General features: G+C 73.9%; 17 protein-coding genes. 9 read left to right on the forward strand and 8 right to left on the reverse strand.

Going from position 1 to position 17,169, the window contains the following annotated elements:
- Window positions 1–30: 30 nt before the first annotated feature.
- Window positions 31–1,020 carry a UDP-glucose 4-epimerase GalE gene (gene galE / locus ACFWOG_RS01220; protein WP_329885472.1) on the forward strand — a complete coding sequence of 330 codons (990 nt, stop codon included), beginning with the start codon at window positions 31–33 and terminating at the stop codon, window positions 1,018–1,020.
- A gap of 73 nt (window positions 1,021–1,093) precedes the next feature.
- Here the strand turns inward: galE and ACFWOG_RS01225 are convergent, their stop codons facing one another.
- A complete protein-coding gene (locus tag ACFWOG_RS01225) occupies window positions 1,094–3,457 on the reverse strand; it encodes a PQQ-binding-like beta-propeller repeat protein (RefSeq protein WP_329885473.1) in 2,364 nt (787 codons plus the stop codon).
- Window positions 3,458–3,914: 457 nt separating this feature from the next.
- On the opposite strand from ACFWOG_RS01225, the gene ACFWOG_RS01230 reads away from it, so the two are divergent.
- Window positions 3,915–4,562, forward strand: coding sequence for a TetR family transcriptional regulator (locus tag ACFWOG_RS01230; protein WP_266311629.1), 648 nt, complete (start codon window positions 3,915–3,917; stop codon window positions 4,560–4,562).
- A 381-nt stretch (window positions 4,563–4,943) separates the two neighbouring features.
- On the opposite strand, the gene ACFWOG_RS01235 is transcribed toward ACFWOG_RS01230, so the two are convergent.
- The 6 genes from ACFWOG_RS01235 to ACFWOG_RS01260 all read right to left on the reverse strand — a co-directional run bounded on the left by ACFWOG_RS01235 (window position 4,944) and on the right by ACFWOG_RS01260 (window position 10,896).
- Window positions 4,944–5,888 carry a beta-ketoacyl-ACP synthase III gene (locus ACFWOG_RS01235; protein WP_329885474.1) on the reverse strand — a complete coding sequence of 315 codons (945 nt, stop codon included), beginning with the start codon at window positions 5,886–5,888 and terminating at the stop codon, window positions 4,944–4,946.
- Window positions 5,889–6,051: 163 nt separating this feature from the next.
- Window positions 6,052–7,257 carry a L,D-transpeptidase family protein gene (locus ACFWOG_RS01240; protein WP_380353550.1) on the reverse strand — a complete coding sequence of 402 codons (1,206 nt, stop codon included), beginning with the start codon at window positions 7,255–7,257 and terminating at the stop codon, window positions 6,052–6,054.
- A 166-nt stretch (window positions 7,258–7,423) separates the two neighbouring features.
- A complete protein-coding gene (mqnE, locus tag ACFWOG_RS01245) occupies window positions 7,424–8,587 on the reverse strand; it encodes an aminofutalosine synthase MqnE (protein ID WP_329885475.1) in 1,164 nt (387 codons plus the stop codon).
- Between the two features lie 62 nt (window positions 8,588–8,649).
- Window positions 8,650–9,612, reverse strand: a complete 963-nt coding sequence (locus tag ACFWOG_RS01250; protein ID WP_355403296.1) for a threonine/serine dehydratase — start codon at window positions 9,610–9,612, stop codon at window positions 8,650–8,652.
- A 5-nt stretch (window positions 9,613–9,617) separates the two neighbouring features.
- Entirely contained in the window at window positions 9,618–10,079 is a 462-nt protein-coding gene (locus ACFWOG_RS01255) for an Lrp/AsnC family transcriptional regulator (RefSeq protein WP_327678059.1), read from the reverse strand.
- 151 nt (window positions 10,080–10,230) lie between these two features.
- Window positions 10,231–10,896, reverse strand: a complete 666-nt coding sequence (locus tag ACFWOG_RS01260) for a UbiX family flavin prenyltransferase (protein ID WP_329950322.1) — start codon at window positions 10,894–10,896, stop codon at window positions 10,231–10,233.
- Window positions 10,897–10,961: 65 nt separating this feature from the next.
- Between ACFWOG_RS01260 and ACFWOG_RS01265 the strand changes: the two genes are divergently transcribed.
- From ACFWOG_RS01265 to ACFWOG_RS01285, 5 genes are all read left to right on the forward strand, one after another.
- Entirely contained in the window at window positions 10,962–11,705 is a 744-nt protein-coding gene (locus tag ACFWOG_RS01265; RefSeq protein ID WP_329885478.1) for a cyclase family protein, read from the forward strand.
- Window positions 11,706–11,828: 123 nt separating this feature from the next.
- Window positions 11,829–12,545, forward strand: coding sequence for an MOSC domain-containing protein (locus tag ACFWOG_RS01270; protein WP_329950321.1), 717 nt, complete (start codon window positions 11,829–11,831; stop codon window positions 12,543–12,545).
- A gap of 182 nt (window positions 12,546–12,727) precedes the next feature.
- Window positions 12,728–13,153 carry a GntR family transcriptional regulator gene (locus ACFWOG_RS01275; RefSeq protein WP_380353556.1) on the forward strand — a complete coding sequence of 142 codons (426 nt, stop codon included), beginning with the start codon at window positions 12,728–12,730 and terminating at the stop codon, window positions 13,151–13,153.
- A 56-nt stretch (window positions 13,154–13,209) separates the two neighbouring features.
- Window positions 13,210–14,097 (forward strand): ABC transporter ATP-binding protein, encoded by an 888-nt coding sequence (locus tag ACFWOG_RS01280; RefSeq protein ID WP_329950319.1) that lies wholly within the window; start codon window positions 13,210–13,212, stop codon window positions 14,095–14,097.
- Window positions 14,094–15,083: an ABC transporter permease subunit gene (locus ACFWOG_RS01285; protein WP_355403288.1), complete on the forward strand. Its 990-nt coding sequence runs from the start codon at window positions 14,094–14,096 to the stop codon at window positions 15,081–15,083. Before ACFWOG_RS01280 ends, ACFWOG_RS01285 begins: the two co-directional genes overlap by 4 nt.
- 124 nt (window positions 15,084–15,207) lie before the next feature.
- Here ACFWOG_RS01285 and ACFWOG_RS01290 read toward each other — a convergent pair whose 3' ends face one another.
- Window positions 15,208–15,582 carry a VOC family protein gene (locus tag ACFWOG_RS01290; RefSeq protein ID WP_329950317.1) on the reverse strand — a complete coding sequence of 125 codons (375 nt, stop codon included), beginning with the start codon at window positions 15,580–15,582 and terminating at the stop codon, window positions 15,208–15,210.
- 131 nt (window positions 15,583–15,713) lie between these two features.
- Between ACFWOG_RS01290 and ACFWOG_RS01295 the strand changes: the two genes are divergently transcribed.
- Window positions 15,714–16,286, forward strand: a complete 573-nt coding sequence (locus tag ACFWOG_RS01295; protein WP_380353561.1) for a GNAT family N-acetyltransferase — start codon at window positions 15,714–15,716, stop codon at window positions 16,284–16,286.
- Between the two features lie 88 nt (window positions 16,287–16,374).
- Window positions 16,375–17,130 (forward strand): alpha/beta hydrolase, encoded by a 756-nt coding sequence (locus ACFWOG_RS01300; protein ID WP_329885485.1) that lies wholly within the window; start codon window positions 16,375–16,377, stop codon window positions 17,128–17,130.
- The last annotated feature ends 39 nt before the right edge of the window (window positions 17,131–17,169 follow it).

Here is a 17,169-nt window from a genome sequence, read left to right on the forward strand (position 1 = left end):
GGGGGAGCGGGAACGCCTAGGATCTCGGGCATGACTTGGTTGCTCACCGGTGGTGCCGGATACATCGGCACCCACGTGGTGCAGCAGCTCGTGGCGTCGGGCGAGCGGGTCGTGGTGCTGGACGACCTCAGTACCGGGAACCGCAGCGGGCTGCCGGAGGGGGTCGTCCTCGTCGAGGGCTCCACGCTGGACCGGCCCGCCGTGGACGCGGCGCTGCACGGCCACGACGTGCGCGGGGTGCTGCACTTCGCCGCCAAGAAGCAGGTCGGCGAGTCGGTCGAGCGGCCGTTCCACTACTACCGGGAGAACCTGGCCGGCCTGCAGACCGTGCTGGAGGCGGTCGTCGACGCCGGGGTGCGGCGCTTCCTCCTCTCCTCCTCCGCCGCCGTCTACGGCATGCCGGACGTCGACCTGGTCACCGAGTCCGCCCCCTGCGCGCCGATGAACCCGTACGGCGAGACCAAGCTGGCCGGCGAGTGGCTGGTCTCCTCCGCCGGCCGGGCGCACGGCCTGTCCACGGTCTCGCTGCGCTACTTCAACGTCGCCGGCGCCGCCTCGCCGGAGCTCTCCGACGCGGGCGTCCTCAACCTGATCCCGATGGTCTTCGAACGGCTCACCGCCGGCCTGGCCCCGCGGGTCTTCGGCGCCGACTACCCGACCCCCGACGGCACCTGCGTGCGCGACTTCATCCACGTCTCCGACATCGCCTCGGCCCACGTGGCGGCGGCCCGGCGGCTCTCCGCCGACCCGGCCGGCGAGACCCGCCTGGTCCTCAACATCGGCCGCGGCGAGGGCGTCAGCGTCCGGGAGGTGCTGGACGTCATCGGCCGGGTCACCGGCTACGACACCACTCCGGAGTACGCCCCGCGCCGCGCCGGCGACCCGGCCCGGGTGGTGGCCTCGGCCGACCTGATCCACCGCGAGCTGGGCTGGACCGCCCGCCACGGGGTCGAGGAGATGGTCGCCTCGGCCTGGGAGGGCTGGTGCGCGCGCCACCCGGAGGCCCGCCGCCGGCCCTAGCCCGGGCCCAGGGCCGCGAGGCCGAGACCCGGCCCCCGGGCGCGGCCCTCCCGGCCCTCCCGGGCGCACCGGGTCAGTGCGAGGGCACCGCCGTCCCGTAGAACGCGTCCAGCGCGTAGACGCAGCGGTCCTTGGAGCCGACGAACACCTTCCCGCCGACCGCCACCGGCGAGCCGGTCAGCTCGCCCTTGGTCCCCAGCTCCCAGCGCAGCCGGCCGCCGGCCAGGTCCAGGGTGTGCAGCGAGTGGTCCCGGCTGCCGAGGTGGACCAGCCCGTCGGCGACGGCCGGGGAGCCGACGATCTCGCCCCGGGCCGCGTACCGCCAGCGCTCCCGCCCGGTGGCCGCCTCGAAGGCGTACAGCACCTCGCCGCTGCCGACCAGCACCATGCCGTCGCCGACCACCACCGGCTCGGCGCCCTGCCGGTTGCCGGTGGCCGCGCGCCAGCGGTCCCGCCCGGTGGCCGCGTCCAGCGCGTACACCGTGCCGAGGTAGTCGGCGACGTAGACCGCGTCGGCGTCCAGCACGGGCGGCGTGAACAGCACCACCGGGGCCTCGAACCGCCACCGCTCGGCGCCGCTCGCCGCGTCCAGCGCGTAGACCCGGGTACCGGCCGTCACGTACAGCACCCCGGCGCGCTCGGCCGGGCGGGACGGCACGTCCTCGCCGACCGGGACCGACCAGCGCAGGCCGGCGCCGCGCGGGTCGACGCAGCGCAGCCGCCCGCCGCCGTAGTAGTAGGCCGCGCCCCCCACCAGGGCCGGGCCGGACTGCGGGTTCTCGTAGTCCTGCTGGGCGTCGTCGGCGCGCCACAGCTCGGCGCCGCCGGCCGCCGAGCGCAGCTGCACGCCGCCGCCCCGGATCCCGCAACAGAGCACGCCGTCGGCGGCGTCCAGCGAGTACACCCAGCCGTCGAGCGAGTGCCGCCAGCGCTCGGCGCCGTCCGCGACGTCCACCGTGTACAGGTGGGGGCCGTCGGCGGCGTGCACCCGGCCGGCGTCCACCGCGAGCGCCCAGGCGACGTCCCGGGTCTTGTAGCGGCGCTGCCCGGAGGCGATGTCCAGCGCGTGCACCTCGAAGCTGGAGACGAACAGGGTGCCGTCGGCGACCACCGGCGTGCCCCAGACGTCGTTGGACATCCGGAACCGCCAGGGCCGCCAGCGGGCCGCCCGGGCCGGGGGCGGGGTGATCCGGCGGACCCAGTCGGTCTCGGCCGGCGCCGCGCCCGAGCCGGCCTGCTCGGCGCGCGGCCCGGGCCCTATCCGCACCGAGGCGCCGGACAGCCGCACCTCGACGGCGCTCTCCTCGGCGACCGGCGCGCGGTGGCGGCGGGGCGCGGCCAGCTTCTCGGTGGCCGGCTCCGGGTCCTGGCCGAGCGGCGTGGTGTGCACCGGCCCGGCCTGCGGCGGGGCGTGACGCCCGCCCGGCCGGGTGCGCGGGTCGTCCTGCCCGTGACCCTGCGGCGGGACCTGGTGGTGCGGCTGCGGCACCGGCGGGGCGACGGGCGGCTGCACGGGGGCGGCCGGCACGACGACCGGCGGGGGCTGCCGGCGACCGCGCTTGCGTTCGATCATGGCCAGCGCGTTGGGCGGCAGCCAGTCCCCGGCCTCGCCGGAGGCGTCGTCCCGGGAGAACAGGTGCGGGGCCAGTTCGGCCTGGATCTGCTCCGGGGTCGGCCGGTGCTCGGGAGCGGGCCGCATGCAGGCCCGGACCAGGTCGACCAGCTCGGCCGGCAGGCCGGAGAGGTCGGGCTGCTCGCGCAGCAGCTGGAACACCGTCTCGACCGGGTTCGCGCCCCGGTAGGGCGGGTGGCCGGTGGCGCAGAAGACCAGGAGCGACCCGAGCGAGAAGACGTCGCTGGCGCCGGTGACGCCCCTGCTGTCCCGGGCCTGCTCCGGCGACATGTACGCCGGGGTGCCGACCGCCACGTTGGTCATGGTCAGCCGGGTGCTGGAGACGCCGGCGGCGATGCCGAAGTCGATCACCCGGGGGCCGTCCTCGACCACCAGCACGTTGGAGGGCTTGAGGTCGCGGTGGACCAGCCCGGCCGCGTGGATGGACTGCAGCGCCTCGGCGATGCCGGCGACCAGCCAGCGCACCGCCCCGGCCGGCAGCGGCCCGCAGTCGGTGACCAGGTCCTCCAGGGACGGGGCCGGCACGTAGGCGGTGGCCAGCCAGGGCACCCGGGCGTCCGCGTCCGCGTCGACCACGGCGGCGGTGTAGAACCCGCCGACCGTCTTGGCCGCCTCGATCTCCCGGGCGAACCGGACCCGGAACAGCTCGTCCTCCGCCAACTCCCCCCGGACGGTCTTGATCGCCACCCGCCGGCCGGACGCGGAGCGCGCCAGGTAGACCAGGCCCATTCCGCCCGCGCCGAGCCGCCCCAGTACCTCGAAGGGCCCGATTCGCCTCGGATCGTGCGCCGTCAGCTGGTCCACCCGCTGCCACCTCCCCGTTTCCGCACCGCCCGCGTGGTGCCGGACACCCGCCGCGTGGTGCCGGACCTGATTGTCCAATGCCGCCGGGTGCAACTCCAACCTCCCCCGCCCACCGGCGTTCAGTGCCGGTCCGGCGGCCCACTGCCCGGTCAGTGCCGCAGGAACGGCCGGATTCTGACGTCCGCTCCGGCCGCGGCTTGCCGCCGACACGCCCGGAGCCCCCGAGCGGGGCAGGTCACACCCGAACCGTAATCGTCACGCTCCGTTACTCGACCACCCCTCAGCGGAGGGGTCGTCACCCTGTGGCGTCAAAAGCACACGGGGGGGCGCCAAAGACGCCTCCGGGGGCGGGATGAATATCCGTCCGAAGTGCTTCAGCCGCCTATACCAACCCCCGTGCGGAGTAATAGTCGCATCACCGAATCGCGCCAAGATCGTGCCACGGTAAGCTGACGGCATGACAGGACAAGTTCGCACCGTCGACGGTCGCGTCGCCGGGCGACGCGGACAGGAGACGCGGCAGAAGCTGCTCGACTGCCTCCGCGAGATGCTCAGCACGTCGCCCTATCGGGACGTCAAGGTCATCGACGTCGCCCGTATGGCGGGTACCTCCCCCGCGACCTTCTACCAGTACTTCCCGGATGTCGAGGGCGCTGTCCTCGAAATCGCCGAGGAAATGGCCAAGGACGCCGACACCCTCAAAGAGCTGGTGGCCGGAAAGTCCTGGGCAGGGAAGTCCGGCACGGCCACTTCGGAAGAACTGGTCGACGGATTCCTCGCCTTCTGGCGCAAGAACGACGCCATTCTCCGAGTGGTCACGCTCGGTGCCGCCGAAGGGGACAAGCGGTTCTTCAAGATCCGCATGACCGTCCTCAACGCGGTCGCCAAGCCGCTCACGGAAGCCGTCAAGGAACTCCAGGCGAAGGGCCAGGCCGACAAGTCACTGGATCCGGCAGCGGTCGCCGGGTCACTGGTCTCGCTGCTCGCCTCCGCGGCCGAGCACCAGAAGGCCTTCACCTCCTGGGGCGTCAAGGTCAAGGACCTCAAGCCCAACCTCGCTCCCCTGGTGTACCTGGGTGTCACCGGCAAGAAGGCGCCCAAGTAGACCGATCCACTCCAACCACCCTTCCGCTTCGCGCGGCCCCGGCCTCCTGTCCGGGGTACGACGGACGGCGGCCGTGTCCTCGGGGGAGGTCCGCCGGCGGTCCGCAGCGCGCCACGACATGCCGGTGGGCGGGCACCCCGTGCTGGGGTGCCCGCCCACCGGCATACGTGTTCCCGGGCCCGACCGGGGCCCGGGCCCTCACTGGGCCACCGCGGGCCACCGCGGGCCCCGGCCGGCCCCACCGGGCCCCCGGTAGGCCCAGTAGGGCCCCACAGGCCCCGGCAGGCCCTCGGTGAGCCCCCGGGGACACGGCGGAGCCCCCGGACGGCCTCGGGCCGGTCCAGGGGCTCTCGGTGCCCGCTCCGGGCCGCTCCCGCCCGCTCAGGGGCAGCGGACCACCTGGCCCGCGTACGCGAGGCCGCCGCCGAAGCCGAACAGCAGCACCGGGTCGCCCGGCGCCAGCTCGCCGCGCTCGACCAGCTTGGAGAAGGCCAGCGGGATGGACGCGGCCGAGGTGTTGCCCGAGTCCACCACGTCCCGGGCGACCACCGCGTCGGTGATGCCCAGCCGGGACGCGATCGCGTCGATGATCCTCAGGTTCGCCTGGTGCGGCACGAAGCCCTTCAGCTCGGACGGGTCGACACCGGCCTTCGCGCAGGCCTCCCGGGCCAGCGGGGCGATCTGGGTGGTGGCCCAGCGGAACACCGACTGGCCCTGCTGGCTGATCACCGGATCCCAGCCGGTGATCACCACGGCGTCGCCCCGCTCAGGCTCCGAGCCCCAGACCACCGGGCCGATGCCCGGCTCGGCCCCCTCCTCCTGGGCCTCGACCAGCGCCGCGCCGGCGCCGTCGCCGAAGATCACGCAGGTGGACCGGTCGGTCCAGTCGATGGTGTCCGACATCCGCTCCGCGCCGATCACCAGCGCCAGCCGCGCCGCGCCGGCCCGGATCGCGTGGTCGGCGGTGGCCAGCGCGTACGAGAAGCCCGAGCAGACCGTGTTGATGTCGTAGGCGGCGGGCGCGCGCACGCCGAGGCGGGCGGCGACGGCGGCGGCCGTGTTGGGACTGCGCTCCACCGCGGTGCAGGTGGCGACCACGACCAGGTCGACGTCGGCCGCCGACCGCCCGCTGTTGGCCAGCGCCTTCTGCGCCGCCTCGGTGGCCAGGTCGACCACGGTCTCGCCCTCGGCGATGTGGCGCGTCCGGATGCCCACCCGACTGCGGATCCACTCGTCGTCGGTGGCGACCAGCTTCGCCAGGTCGTCGTTGGTGAGGACCTTGGGGGGCTGGTAGTGGCCGAGTGCCACGATGCGCGAACCGGTCATACTGCCCACTCAACCCGGTTACCCGCTGGTCAGTCGGGCGTGACCGGCTACAGGATCCGTGCCGGGATGCTGTAGGAGACCGACAAGGACCGTTGCGGCGACTGGGGCGTGCCCGGGCCGCCGCGGGACACCGACGGGGCCGGCCGGGCCCCGGACGGCGTGCTCAGACGGCCAGCGAGGCGGCGTCACCCATCACGATCACCGGGCGGGCGGCCGGGTCCAGGGTCCGGATGAGCTGCGCCATCTTCTCCTCCGGGACGGAGATGCAGCCGTGCGTCGGGCCCCCGTGGTCGACGTGGATCCAGATGCCGCCGCCCTTGGTCGAGCCGTTGGGGCGGCGCGGGTCGAGCGGGGAGTTGCCGGGCACCCGGTTGTAGTCGATCGCGACCACGTAGTCGAAGGAACCGGCGAGCTGCTCGCCGGCGAAGCCCCGGCCGGAGACCACGAAGTTGGCGTCCTTGTCGTACGGGAGCTTGCTGCCCGGGTCGGCCTTGCGGCCGCCGGCGTCGGTGAGCGAGAAGACGCCGATGGGGCTGCGCAGGTCGCCCTCGTTGTGATCGGTGGTCCAGCCCTTGAACGCGTTGTGGCCCTGCCAGGTCTCGCCGGCCAGCCATCGGCCCTCGGCGGTGCGGGTCCAGAGCGTGACCACGGCCTTGTTGGTGTCCTTGCCCTCGCCGGAGGCGAAGACGACCTGGGTGGTCTCGACGGGTATCCGGGCGGCGAAGCCGGGGCCGAGGCCCGGTATGGCGGCCACCGAGCCGTCCGCGCGGGCCTCGCTGCGGTCGGCGGCGGGCTCCTCGGTGTGCCGTGCGTCGGCGGCCGGGGCGGCGGGGGCGGCGGTCGGGGAGGCCTGGTCGGTCACCGTCTGGGCGGTGGAGCGGTCCGGGGCGGCGACGGCGTCCGGGCCGGGGCCGTCGGCGCTGGTCACGCCCGTCCTCGCGGCGTCCTGGCCGACCGTGTACCAGCCCGCGGCGGCGGCGAGCAGCAGGGCGGTGCCGGCGGTGACGGCCCGGCCGGTGCGCTTCTTCTTGGGCTTGCGGCGGTGACCCCGGGCGGCCGCCCGGGACCCGGCGGGGGCCGCGGCGGGAGCGGGCACCGACCGGGGCCGGGCCGACGGCTCCGGTCCGGCCGCCAGGTCCTCCGGCTCCGCCGGAGACGCCTGGAACGGCTGGTCGTAGACGTCGTGCTCGGCGAGGCTGCGGTACCCGGACGGCACGCCGCCCGGAACGTCCTGGTACCCGTACGGGCCCGCGTGCGGCGCCTCGTACTGCTGCGGGAACGGCTGCTGGTGACCGCCGTACGGCTGCTGCGGCACCTCGTACACCGGCTCGTACGACGGGTACGCGGTGGAGCGATCGGAACCGGACATGCGGCCGATCCTGCCAAACCGAGGCCCCGTTGGGAAACCCGGGGTCTGTGTCGAGCCCGTGAAGAAGCCGTCGCCCGGGCCGGCGGGCGGCCCGGGCGACGGGATCGCGACGGGGTGGCGACGGCGGGAACCGCCGGTCGCGGAGGCCCCCTGCGGGGCCGCGGGGTCAGAGGCGCATCGCCTGCGGGGTCTCGCGACGGCCGAGGTCGGGACCGTCGTACTCGCGGATGACCTCGTAGCGGGTGTTGCGCTCCACCGGCCGGAAGCCGGCGTCGCGGATCAGGCCCAGCAGGTCGTCCCGGCCGAGCTTGTTCGGGGTGCCGAAGTTGTCCGCGTCGTGGGTGATCTTGTACTCGACCACCGAGCCGTCCATGTCGTCCGCACCGTGGCTGAGCGCCAGCTGGGCGGTGGTGACGCCGTGCATCACCCAGAAGACCTTGACGTGCGGGACGTTGTCGAAGAGCAGCCGGGAGACCGCGAAGGTCTTCAGTGCCTCGGCGCCGGTGGCCATCTCGGTACGGGCCATCAGCTTGTTGCGCACGACGCCGTCCTTGGAGTCGTGGAAGTCGTGCTGGTAGCGCAGCGGGATGAAGACCTGGAAGCCGCCGGTCTCGTCCTGCAGCTCGCGCAGCCGCAGCACGTGGTCGACCCGGTGGCGGGGCTCCTCGATGTGGCCGTACAGCATGGTGGCCGGCGTCTTGAGGCCCTTGCTGTGGGCGAGGCGGTGGATCCGCGACCAGTCCTCCCAGTGGGTGTCGTGGTCGACGATGTGCTGGCGGACCTCCCAGTCGAAGATCTCCGCGCCGCCGCCGGTGAGCGACTCCAGGCCGGCGTCGATCAGCTCGTCCAGGATCTCGTCGGCGGGCAGGCCGCTGATCCGCTCGAACCAGTGGATCTCGGTGGCGGTGAAGGCCTTCAGCGAGACGTTCGGCAGCGCCGCCTTCAGCTCCCGCAGCGAACGCGGGTAGTAGCGCCACGGGAGGGTCGGGTGGAGACCGTTGACGATGTGCAGCTCGGTGAGGGAGTCCACCTCCATCGCCTTGGCGAGGCGGACGGCCTCCTCGATGCGCATCGTGTACGCGTCCTTCTCGCCCGGCTTGCGCTGGAACGAGCAGTAGGCGCAGGACGCGCTGCACACGTTGGTCATGTTGAGGTGGCGGTTGACGTTGAAGTGGACGACGTCGCCGTTCTTCCGCGTCCGCACGTGGTGGGCCAGGCCGCCCAGCCAGGCCAGGTCGTCGCTCTCGTAGAGCGCGATCCCGTCCTCGCGGGTCAGCCGCTCACCCGCGTAGACCTTCGCCTCCAGCTCGCGCTTGAGCCCTGCGTCCATGCGGTGCCCCGCCTCCTCCGACTTCGATTCCTTGCCGGAACGAGCGTACGCCCCTGTGGCGCTCAGTCCGCGAGCAGCTCCGCGAGCAACGCCGGTTCGATGTTCCCGCCGCTCACCACGGCGGCCGTGTGCCGTCCGCCGGTCTCGGCCGCCCGGTGGAAGTACGCCGCCGGGGCGACCGCGCCGGACGGCTCGGCGACCAGCCGGCCGCGCCGGGCCAGCAGCGCCACCGTCGCGCGGATCTCGTCCTCGGTGACGGTGACGATGTCGTCCACGTAGGCGGTGAGGTGCTGGAAGGGCAGCTCGCCCACCGAGGGGGTGCGCAGCCCGTCGGCGATGGTCCGGTACGTGTCGGCGACCGGCCAGGCCACCCGCTCGCCGGTCCGCAGGCTCTCCCGGGCGTCGGCGGCCAGCTCGGGCTCGACACCGATCACCCGCACGCCCGGACGGGTCAGCTTGAGCGCGGCCGCCGTGCCGGAGATCAGCCCGCCGCCGCTGACGGGGACGAGGACGGTGTCCAGCTCCGCCGGGGCGTCCTCGGCGATCTCCAGGCCCACGGTGCCCTGGCCCGCGATGATGAACGGGTCGTCGTACGGCGGCACCCAGACGTAGCCGTGCCGCTCGGCCAGCTCGCCGGGCACCGTGTCCCGCTCCTCCGGCGACACCAGCAGCACCTCGGCGCCGAACGACCTGGTGCCCTCGACCTTGACCGCCGGCGAGGTGTCCGGCATCACGATCACGGCCTTGATGCCGAGCAGCTCCGCCGCGTACGCCACCGCCTGCGCGTGGTTGCCGCTGGACTGGGCGACCACCCCGCGGGCGCGCTCGGCCCCGCTCAGCGCGGCGAGCCGGTTGTACGCGCCGCGGGTCTTGAAGGCCCCGGTCGGCTGGAGGTTCTCCGGCTTGAGCCAGAGCCGCCGCTCGCCGTCGTTCGCCCAGGGGGCGGGGACCAGCGGGGTGCGCACCGCGACCCCCGCGATCCGCTCCCGGGCCGCGTGCAGCTCCTCCAGACCGACCAGTGCCATCGCCGTCACTCCCCTTCGGCGAGCGGCAGCTCGCTCACCCGGCTCTCCCATTTGGTGGAGAGTACGACGGTCGTACGGGTACGGGCCACACCCTTCGTCCCGGAGATCCGCTTCACCGCCGACTCCAGGCCCTCGACGTCCGGCACCCGGACCTTGAGCATGTACGAGTCGTCACCGGCGATGAACCAGCAGTCCTCGACCTCGCCGAGGTCCTTCAGCCGGAACGCGACGTCCTCGTGGTCGGCCGCGTCGGTGAGTTGGAGTCCGATCAGGGCCGTGACACCGAAACCGAGCGAGGCCGGGTTGACCGTCGCGCGGTAGCCGGTGATCACGCCGGCCTGTTCCAGCCGGTTGATGCGGTCCGTGACGCTCGGGCCGGAGAGGCCGACCAGTCGGCCCAGCTCGGCGTAGGACGCACGGCCGTTCTCCCGGAGCGCCTGGATGAGCTGTCTGTCCACCGTGTCCATATACCGTCCGCGTCCTTCCGAACCTCACCAGACCCACAGATCATTATCCGGATTCAAAGGTGCCATGCTCGGACCAACCCGGATATCGCAGAGAACATACTCTCCCGACTGCCGGCTCCCCACTCCCCCTCGGGCCGACGGACCCATGTCGTCAGGCCGGCCGGTCGCCCTCCCGGGCGGCCGCGCCCAACTCGCCCTCCCAGCGCCGGTACAGCGCGTGCGGCACGCCGACGGCGTCCAGCACCCGCCCGGCCACGAAGTCGACCAGCTCACGGACGGTGGAGCCGCCGGCGTAGAAGCCGGGCGAGGCGGGGAGCACGACGGCGCCCTGCGCGTCCAGCTCCACCAGGTGCTTCAGCGTCACCCCGTTGAGTGGTGCCTCGCGGACGCAGACCACCAGGGGGCGGCGCTCCTTGAGGGTGACGCTGGCGACCCGCTGGAGCAGGTCCTTGCTCAGGCCGAGCGCGATGCCGGCCACCGCACCGGTGGTCGCGGGGACGACCAGCATGCCCTTGGCCGGGTACGAGCCGCTGGACGGGCCGGCCGCGAAGTCCCCGGCGGGCCAGTACCGGACGTCGTCCAGGCCGTCCTCCGGGAGGGCCAGCCAGGCGGCGAGGTCCGTGCGCCAGTGCGCGTCGCGGAAGGAGATGCCGGTCTCGTCGAGGATGGTGAGCCGCGCGGCGCGGCTCACCACGAGGTCCACGGCCTCGCCGGCGGCGAGCAGCGCGCGGATCACGGAAGCGGCGTAGGGCGTGCCGGACGCGCCGGACACTCCCACGACCCAGGGCTGACGGACTGGCTGGTTCGGCTTTTCCATAGTGCTTACTTTCTATCCTCACGCGGCCCACCCGGCCCCGGCGCCCTCCTGGGAGGATGGGTGCCATGGCAGCGACCCTCGTCGACCTCACCCATCAGGTGACCACCGCGATGCCGGTCTACCCCGGCGACCCGGCCGTCGTCCTGGAACCCGCGCTCACCACCGCGACCGCCGGGGTGAACGTGCTGGCCCTGCACCTCGGCTCGCAGTCCGGCACCCATGTGGACGCGCCGTACCACGTGGACGTCACCTGGCCCACCCTGGACGGCCTGCCGCTGGAGCGGTTCACCGGCCCCGCGGTCGTCGCCGACCTGCGCGGCCTGGAGCCGCGCTCGGAGGTGACCGCCGAGCAGCTCGCGCCCGCGCTGGAGCACGCCGGCGAGGGCACCGTCCTGCTGCTGGCCACCGGGTGGGCCCGGCACTGGGGCACCGACACCTATCTCGCCCACCCCAGCCTGTCCGCCGGCGCGGCCGAGGCGATCGTCGCCGCCGGGGTGCGGACGGTCGGCGTGGACGCGCTCAGCGTCGACCCCACGCCCGACCCGGGGCCCGGCGACCCGGCGGTGGCCGCGCTGCTCGCCGACCTCACCGACGAGCACGACCAGCCGGCCGCCGACGAGCCCACCCTGGCCGCGCACCGGATCCTGCTCGGCGCGCCCGGCGGCGGGGTCATCGCCGAGAACCTGACCGATCTGCGGGCGCTGCTGGAGGCGCAGCGGGCCGGGCTCCCGGTCGAGATCTCGCTCTTCCCGATCCGGCTGGTGGCAGCCGACGGGGCGCCGGTCCGGGCGGTGGCCCGGCTGGGGTGACCGCGGACCGCCCCGGCTCAGCCCGGACCTGCCGGGAGCGACCGACCCGATCTGCCGAACCGCTTGGCCCGAAGGGCACTTGGTCTAGACCATCCCCGGCGTACGCCGGTACGCTGTCCGGCCATGGCAGAGATCATCGGAGTGATCGAGCAGCTCTGGCGCTACCCCGTGAAGTCCACCGGCGGCGAGCGGCTCGACTCCGTCGAGGTGGACGACCGCGGGCTCGCGGGCGACCGCCTCTACGCCGTGCGCGACGCCAACGGCAAGCTCGGCTCCGGCAAGAACACCCGCCGGTTCCGGCGGATGGACGGCCTGCTCCGGCTCTCCTCCCGGCTCGGCCACCGTCTGGACGGCCCCGAGCTGTTCGACCCGCTGGGCGGTCCGGTCGCCGACCCGACCGCCTTCCTGCGCGCCTACCTCCAGCGCGACGACGTCGAACTCGCCCGCGAGGACGCCGTCTCGCACTTCGACCAGCTCCCGGTCAGCGTGCTCACCACCGCCACCCTCGACTGGGTGGCCGAGGCCGCGCCGTCCGCCGTCGTGGACGTCCGCCGCTTCCGGCCCAACGTCCTGGTGCGCACCCCGCCCGGCACCCCGCCGTTCGTCGAGGACACGTGGTTCGGCCGCGAGGGCCGGACCGGCTCCCGCTCCGGCGCGCGGCTCTCCTTCGTCCGGTCCAGCGAGCGCTGCGCGATGACCACCGCCGCCCAGCCCGGGCTGCCGCACGCCCCCGAGATCCTCAAGGCCATCGCCCAGGCCCACGAGGCCCGGCTGGACGCGCTCGCCGGGGTCGCCGCCCCCGGCCGGCTCGCCGTGGGCGACGCGCTGTCCCTGCACTGACCGCCCCGCAGCTCCGGCCGCCGGCCGTACGGGCGGCCGGACCCCGCGGGCCCGGGCGCGCCGAGCGAACCGGCGGACTCCTCGTCAGACCCCGCTGACCGGCGGCAATTCAGCTTTCCCTCCCACCACTTGACTGACGCACGTCTATCCTGTCTTACTGTCGTAGGACAGGAGAACAACTGGTGATCGAGTTCGTGCTCGACGGCCGCTCGCGGGTGGCCACGTACATGCAGCTGGTGCTTCAGGTGAAGCAGGCGCTGCGCGTCGGACTGGCGCAGCCGGGGGACCGGCTGCCCAAGGTGCGCGATGTGGCGCAGTCCCTGGCGATCAACCCCAACACCGTGCTCAAGGCCTACCGGGAGCTGGAGTTGGAGGGGCTCGCCGAGGGCCGGCCCGGGGTGGGGACGTTCCTGGTCCGCACCCTGGCCGGACCTTCGCTGGCCAACCAGGCGGAACTGCGCGACGAGCTGGTGACCTGGCTGCGCAAGGCGCAGGAGGCCGGACTCGCCCGCGAGGACATCACCGCACTGATCGACACCACCACGCGGGCCACGTTCGACCGGACGCCACCGGGCGACGGCCGGCACGGCAGCCGGCACACCGGCTAGCCCGTACGACATCCCGCCAGACCGCATCCTTGGGGGAACACATGACGGAAGTCGCTTTGCAGACAGACGGGTTGGGCAAGCGCTACGGCCAGACCTGGGCACTCCGGGGCTGCTCGCTACAGCTCCCCGCCGGGCGGATCGCCGCCCTGGTCGGCCCCAACGGAGCCGGCAAGTCCACCCTGCTCCACCTCGCCGTCGGCCTGCTGCAGCCCGACGCCGGACAGGTCCGCGTCTTCGGCCGGGACCCGCGGGACAACATCGACGCCCTGGCCGACCTGGGGTTCGTCGCCCAGGACACCCCGCTCTACCCGGACTTCACCGCCACCGAGCTGATCACCATGGGCAGCCGGCTCAACCGCCGCTGGGACTCGGCGATCGCCCGTGAGCGGCTCACCCGGCTCGGCATTGCGGCCGACAAGCCGGTCGGCAAGCTGTCCGGCGGCCAGCGCGCCCAGGTCGCGCTCGCCCTGGCGCTGGCCAAGAAGCCCCGGCTGCTGCTCCTGGACGAGCCGGTGGCCGCCCTCGACCCGCTGGCCCGGCACGAGTTCATGCAGGCCCTGATGGGTGCGGTCGGCGAGTACGGCACCACCGTGCTGCTCTCCTCCCACCTGCTCGCCGACCTCGAACGGGTCTGCGACCACCTGATCGTCCTGCAGACCGCCCACGTCCAGCTCTCCGGCGCGGTGGACGACCTGCTCGCCACCCACTGCCGGCTGGTCGGCCCGCGGGTCGCCGACGGCGCCGCGGTGCCCGGAGTGGCGGCGGTGATCCGGGCCAGCCACACCGAACGGCAGTCCACCCTGCTGGTCCGCACCGACGGCCCGGTCGACACCGACCGGTGGGCCGTGCACGACGTCACCCTGGAGGACCTCGTCCTCGCCTACCTGGGCGCCGCGGACACCCGCAGCACCGGCACCGCCGCCCTCCCGGAGGTGGCCGCATGATCTGGCTGACCTGGCGTCAACACCGCAAGCAGGCGCTCTGGACGGCGATCGCCCTCGCCGTCCTGGCCGCCGCCCTGATCCCCACCGGCCTCGGCATGCGGTCCACCTTCGAGGACTCCGGACTCGGGGCGTGCCTGCGCAAGCTGGGCGGCACCCAACTCGTCTCCGGCGGCGGCTGCGAGTCGCTCAGCCAGCGCTTCGAGAACCAGTACGGCGCGATGCTCTTCCTCGCCATCCTCTTCGTCCTGCTGCCGGTCCTGGTGGGCCTCTTCTTCGGCTCCCCGCTGGTCGCCCGGGAGGTGGAGAACGGCACCCACCGGCTGGTCTGGACCCAGGGCATCAGCCGCCGCCGCTGGATCCTCACCAAGTTCGGCCTGGTCGGCGCCGTCGCCCTCGTCCTGTCGGTGGTCTACTCGCTGGGCGTCGCCTGGTGGCTGGCCCCGCTGGCCGCCAACGGTGCGGGCCGGCTCGGCTACCTCTTCTTCGACGTCCAGGGCGCGGCGCCGATCGGCTACACGCTGTTCGCGGTGGCGCTCGGCATCCTGGTCGGCACCCTGAGCCGCAAGGTGCTGCCCGCGATGGGCATCTCGCTCGCCGCCTTCGTCGCCGTCCGGGTGCTGGTCGAGACCCTCGCCCGCCCGCACTTCCTGCCGACGAAGACGCTCAGCTACGCGATCGACAGCCCGCTCACGGGCAACCGCTTCACCGGTTCCTGGGTCTACCAGGAGGGCGTCCGCAACGGCGTCGGGGAACTCGTCCTCCCGGACGCCCGGGTCGGCTGCGACACCGACGGCTCCGGCGACTCCGCCGGGTGCGTGGCCCACTTCGCCCAGCAGGGCTTCGGGCCCGCGCCCTACACCAACTGGCAGGAGTACCAGCCGGCCGACCGCTTCTGGACCTTCCAGGGCATCGAGACGGGCCTCTTCCTCGCCCTCACCGCCCTGCTCCTCGTCCTGGCCGTCCGCCGCATCCGCCGCATCGCCTGAACGGAACCGCCGAGGGGCGCTCTCCGGCACACCGGCCGGGGAGCGCCCGGCCGGTCCGGTCCGGGGGTGCGCAGGGCCGGCGGCGGCCCGGTCCGGCCGCGGACGGGGTCAGCGGCGGACGGGGTCAGCGGCGGACGGGCAGGAGGCACAGCGGGTGGCCGGCGGGATCGGCGTAGACGCGCCACCCCCCGGCGTCCCGGAGGAGGGTGCCGCCGAGGGCGAGGACGGCGGCTTCGGCGGCGGCCGGGTCGTCGACGTCGATGTCCAGGTGGGCCTGCTGGGGGTGGGCGGGGTCCGGCCAGCGCGGCGGACGGTGGTCGGCGACCCCCTGGAAGCAGAGCACCGGTCCGCCGGGGGTGTGCAGGGTGGACCACGCCTCGTCCAGCGACCAGCGCGGATCCGGCCGGTCCACCTCGCCGCCGAGCAGCCCCGCGTAGAAGCGGGCCAGCACGGCCGGGTCGGGACAGTCGAGGACGAGACACTGCAGCCGGCCGATCACGGGAATCTCCTTCGAGGGTGCGGACTGTCCGCCATTCTCCGGCCGTCAGCGTCCCTGACCGGCCCGCGCCGCCCGTCCGCCGTCCTCCGCGTCTGCTGGACAGCTCCCGCCCCGGGCCGGAGCATGATCGGATGACCACAGAAAACGGTTCGGTCCATCCGGAGGCGCCCCGGCTCGGAACGCCGGGCACCCCCGGTGCGCCCCGCTCCCCCGGCCCGGCCGTGCGGCTGGAACGGCTCGCCGCCGCACACGCGGACGCCCTCCTCGCCTTCGAACGCGAGAACCGGGCGTACTTCGCGCGTTCGGTGCCCGACCGCGGGGACGGCTACTTCACCCCGGACGGGTTCGCCGGCCGCCACGCCGCGCTGCTCGCCGAACAGGCCACCGGCGCCTGCCACTTCCACGTCGTCCTGGACGCCGGGGGCACGCTGCTCGGCCGGGTGAACCTGGTGGACGCGGCCGGCGGCAGCGCCGGACTCGGCTACCGGGTCGCCGAGAGCGCGAGCGGCCGGGGCGTGGCCCGGGCGGCGGTCGAGGAGGCGTGCCGGCTCGCCGCCACGGCGTACGGGCTCACCGCGCTCACCGCCGTGACCACCCTCGACAACGCGCCCTCGCGGGCCGTACTCGCCCGCACCGGCTTCACAGCGGTGGGCGAGGAGGTCGTCGACGGCCGACCCGGCACGGCGTACCGGCGCACGCTCTGATCCGGCGCCCGGCGGGCCGCCCGGCGGTGGCGGATCCGCCTACCGGCCGGTAGTTCGGCGGCCCGGATTCGCGGGCAGAACACCGGATATGACGATCCCTCACCGCCTGATCGGCACCGGCGCCCACAAGGTCCTGGTGCTGCACGACTGGTTCGGCACCAGCGCCGGCTGGGGCCCGTTCCTGGACTACCTGGACGGCTCCGCCTTCACCTACGCCTTCCTCGACTACCGGGGCTACGGCGAGCGCCGGAACGTGGCGGGTGCGTACACGCTCGCCGAGATCGCGGACGACGCGCTCGCGCTGGCCGACCAGCTCGGCTGGGAGAGCTTCTCGCTCGTCGGGCACTCCATGGGCGGCAAGGCCGTGCAACAGGTGCTGGCCCAGGCACCCGGGCGGGTGAGGAAGTTGGTGGGCCTGGCGCCCGTCCCCGCGAGCGTGTACCCGATGGACGCGGCGGCCGAGAAGCTGTTCTACGGGGCGGCGGAGGACCGCGAGAAGCGGTTCGCCATCATCGATCTGGTGACCGGGCGGCGGGCCGGCCGGGTCTGGCTCGACCTGATGGTGAACCGCTCGCTGTCACTGTCCACCCGCGAGGCGTTCGGCGGCTACGTGCGCGACTGGGCCACCGCCGACCTGGTGGAACGGATCGACGGGAATCCCGTGCCGGTCAAGGTGATCGTGGGAGCGCACGACCTCGCGCTGACCGCCGAGGTGATGCGCGGCACCTTCCTGACCCACTACCCCAACGCCGAGCTGGAGGAGCTCCCCAACAGCGGCCACTACCCGATGCACGAGACACCGGTCGCGCTGGCGGCCTCCCTGGAGTCCTTCCTCCGGGGGTGACGCCTCGGCCCCGCCCGGAGGCCCGCCTGCCCGCCTGCC

This window comes from Kitasatospora sp. NPDC058406, assembly GCF_042722765.1.
Taxonomy (GTDB): Bacteria; Actinomycetota; Actinomycetes; order Streptomycetales; family Streptomycetaceae; genus Kitasatospora.

Bases quoted from the DNA above. Each gene is read 5' to 3' on its own strand.
- ACFWOG_RS01255 (WP_327678059.1), bottom strand. From the start codon at position 10,079: ATGGACACGGTGGACAGACAGCTCATCCAGGCGCTCCGGGAGAACGGC.
- ACFWOG_RS01265 (WP_329885478.1), top strand. From the start codon at position 10,962: ATGGCAGCGACCCTCGTCGACCTCACCCATCAGGTGACCACCGCGATG.
- ACFWOG_RS01235 (WP_329885474.1), bottom strand. From the start codon at position 5,888: ATGACCGGTTCGCGCATCGTGGCACTCGGCCACTACCAGCCCCCCAAG.
- ACFWOG_RS01270 (WP_329950321.1), top strand. From the start codon at position 11,829: ATGGCAGAGATCATCGGAGTGATCGAGCAGCTCTGGCGCTACCCCGTG.
- ACFWOG_RS01300 (WP_329885485.1), top strand. From the start codon at position 16,375: ATGACGATCCCTCACCGCCTGATCGGCACCGGCGCCCACAAGGTCCTG.
- galE (WP_329885472.1), top strand. From the start codon at position 31: ATGACTTGGTTGCTCACCGGTGGTGCCGGATACATCGGCACCCACGTG.
- ACFWOG_RS01230 (WP_266311629.1), top strand. From the start codon at position 3,915: ATGACAGGACAAGTTCGCACCGTCGACGGTCGCGTCGCCGGGCGACGC.
- ACFWOG_RS01250 (WP_355403296.1), bottom strand. From the start codon at position 9,612: ATGGCACTGGTCGGTCTGGAGGAGCTGCACGCGGCCCGGGAGCGGATC.
- ACFWOG_RS01285 (WP_355403288.1), top strand. From the start codon at position 14,094: ATGATCTGGCTGACCTGGCGTCAACACCGCAAGCAGGCGCTCTGGACG.
- ACFWOG_RS01260 (WP_329950322.1), bottom strand. From the start codon at position 10,896: ATGGAAAAGCCGAACCAGCCAGTCCGTCAGCCCTGGGTCGTGGGAGTG.
- ACFWOG_RS01295 (WP_380353561.1), top strand. From the start codon at position 15,714: ATGACCACAGAAAACGGTTCGGTCCATCCGGAGGCGCCCCGGCTCGGA.
- mqnE (WP_329885475.1), bottom strand. From the start codon at position 8,587: ATGGACGCAGGGCTCAAGCGCGAGCTGGAGGCGAAGGTCTACGCGGGT.
- ACFWOG_RS01240 (WP_380353550.1), bottom strand. From the start codon at position 7,257: ATGTCCGGTTCCGATCGCTCCACCGCGTACCCGTCGTACGAGCCGGTG.